The organism is Pseudomonas sp. GM24, from assembly GCF_000282235.1.
GTDB lineage: Bacteria > Pseudomonadota > Gammaproteobacteria > Pseudomonadales > Pseudomonadaceae > Aquipseudomonas.
Window position 1 is genome coordinate 1 of record NZ_AKJR01000333.1, and the last position, 2,690, is coordinate 2,690.

Consider the following 2,690-nt stretch of genomic DNA (forward strand, 5'->3'; position numbering starts at 1 on the left):
CTCCGCGTCCCAAAGCGGACGCATAGCGTCCATTGAGGCGTTCCCACGCAGAGCGTGGCAACGATCATCCGGCGCAGGAATGATCAGTGGTCATCAGTTTTTTCCTCGTCCTTTTCGAAGAGCTTCACGATGCGCGGCATCACGCTGAAAATCCCCAGCGCCAGAAAGGTACTGAGCAGCGCCGTTGCCTCCCTGCCCAATCCGGCCGCGACACCAATGGCCGCGGTCATCCACAGCCCGGCAGCCGTGGTCAGGCCTTTGACATGGCCTTCATCGCCTTCCTTGTTTTTCAGGATAGTCCCGGCACCGAGAAAGCCGATCCCGGCGATCACCCCCTGCACCACCCGGCTCATCGCATCCGACTCCGCCCCTGACGTTTGCGGCACCAGCACAAACAGCGCGGCCCCAAGCGCTACCAGCATGTGCGTGCGCACCCCGGCAGCCTTGCCCTTGTGCTCGCGCTCAAACCCCAGAATCCCGCCCAGCACCGCCGCCATCAGCAGGCGAACAGTAATCCGCGTCAATTGCGAAGCATCGCCAACGTCGGCGAATTCCGCTTGCAGGGTTTCCCACACTTCATGCCACCACGCGTTCATCGTGTAGTCCTTGTTATTAGTCGGTAAACGATGGACAGCGGCGACCATTAATCAGTTGCGCAGAACGATCGGTAAAGCGCGCGCCCTAACCTTGCAGACCTCCCTGAAAAAAGGACTGCTCCCATGCCTCTTCGAGTCGATGAATCCAACCCCGAACAAAAAGTGTGTTTTTTCGCCGTCGAACACGGCGAGGAAATTCGCATTTGCGACACCCTGGAAGTCATGACAGATAGCGAAAAATCCATGTCATTCGTGGAAATAGAAGGCCGGCGCGTTTACATCACAGAAGCAGAGGCTGACGCCTTGACCGTCGCAGGCGCCAAAGACGGCCGCAAACACCTGAAAGCCGACGAGAGTGATTCGGTGATTTGACTGACTTCGATCAACACCCCGCGCAAACGTCTGCGATAGGCGTTTGCGCCTTTGCCTGCGCGCTGCTTCAAGTTGTCGCAGACGCTACCCAAAATCTCATCTGATCCGCTTTTTATTGAAATACCTGAGTCTGTTATGCAAACAGATCGACGCTCATAGTGCGCTGGCCTGATGGAGGCTGATGAGCGAATAACCATGAGCGAACAAATCCCCGTCCGAACCGTAGAAGCATCCCCGACTATAAAGAAGGTGCCCGCACGCCCAATGAAGGCGACGGCCAAGTCCAGCGACAACCAGATCCACACGCGCAGCTTCACCGGCCTGTTCCGCACCCTGCGCATGAGCGGCGCGGGATTTCTGTTCGTGCTGTTTTTCGGCACTGTGTGGCTGAACTGGGGCGGACGTCAGGCGGTGCTCTGGGATCTTTCCGAAAGCAAATTCCACATCTTCGGCGCGACGTTCTGGCCGCAGGATTTCATCCTGCTCTCGGCGCTGTTGATCATCGCCGCCTTCGGTTTGTTCGCCATTACCGTGTTTGCCGGCCGGGTCTGGTGCGGCTACACCTGCCCGCAGAGTTCGTGGACATGGATCTTCATGTGGTGCGAGAAGATCACCGAAGGCGAGCGCAACCAGCGGATCAAACTGCAAGCCGCACCATGGAGCCTGAACAAACTGGCGCGGCGCGCCGCCAAACACACCTTGTGGCTGGCGATCAGCGTGCTCACCGGCCTGACCTTCGTCGGTTACTTCACGCCGATCCGGCCACTGGCCGAAGAGTTGCTGACCCTGCAAATCGGCGGCGTCAGCCTGTTCTGGGTGCTGTTCTTCACCGCTGCCACCTACATCAACGCCGGTTGGCTGCGCGAGGCGGTGTGCATGCACATGTGTCCGTATGCGCGGTTCCAGAGCGTGATGTTCGACAAAGACACCCTGGCGATTTCCTACGACGTGGCCCGTGGCGAAAACCGTGGTCCGCGTAAACGCGACATGAAACCGCTTGAAGCCGGTCTGGGTGATTGCATCGACTGTCAGTTGTGCGTGCAGGTCTGCCCGACCGGCATCGACATCCGCGATGGCCTGCAGATGGAATGCATCGGTTGCGCGGCGTGCATAGACGCCTGTGACTCGATCATGGACAAGATGAACTACCCGCGTGGTTTGATCCGCTACAGTTCCGAGCGCGAATTGCAGGGTGGCAAGACTCACCTGCTGCGTCCGCGTTTGATCGGTTACACCGTGGTGCTGGTGGCGATGATCGGCGCATTGGCATTGGCGCTGGTCGAACGGCCGATGGTCTCGCTGGACGTGACCAAGGATCGCGGCTTGTTCCGTGAAAACGGTCAGGGCCAGATCGAAAACATCTACACCCTCAAAGTCATCAACAAGACCCAGCAACGTCAGGACTACCACCTCAGCCTGGTCGACGGCGATGGCTTCCAGTTGCAAGGCAAGACTGAGCTGAGCCTGGCACCGGGGGAAATTGTCGATGTGCCGGTGTCGGTGGCGATGACCACGGAGCGCCCGGCCAGCAGTTCGCAGACCTTGAGTTTCAAAATTGCCGACAGTGATGAGCCTGAGGTTTATAGCGTGGCGAAGAGCAGGTTTGTTGCGCCGATGAATCGCTGAGCCGTTAGAATCCGCTCCCTCACCCCAGCCCTCTCCCAGGGGGAGAGGGGGCCGACCGAGGTGTCTGTCGCTATACATCGATCTGACAGACCGAGT

The 2,690-nt window shown here is 58.7% G+C and carries 3 protein-coding genes; 2 read left to right on the top strand and 1 reads right to left on the bottom strand.

Features of this window, described 5'->3' with window-relative positions:
• Window positions 1-83: 83 nt before the first annotated feature.
• Entirely contained in the window at window positions 84-596 is a 513-nt protein-coding gene (locus PMI23_RS27890) for an MgtC/SapB family protein (RefSeq protein WP_007919183.1), read from the bottom strand.
• 123 nt (window positions 597-719) lie between these two features.
• On the opposite strand from PMI23_RS27890, the gene PMI23_RS27895 reads away from it, so the two are divergent.
• Complete coding sequence (locus PMI23_RS27895) at window positions 720-968, top strand: DUF3203 family protein (RefSeq protein ID WP_007919185.1); 249 nt, start codon at window positions 720-722, stop codon at window positions 966-968.
• 195 nt (window positions 969-1,163) lie between these two features.
• Entirely contained in the window at window positions 1,164-2,594 is a 1,431-nt protein-coding gene (gene ccoG / locus PMI23_RS27900; RefSeq protein WP_007919187.1) for a cytochrome c oxidase accessory protein CcoG, read from the top strand.
• The last annotated feature ends 96 nt before the right edge of the window (window positions 2,595-2,690 follow it).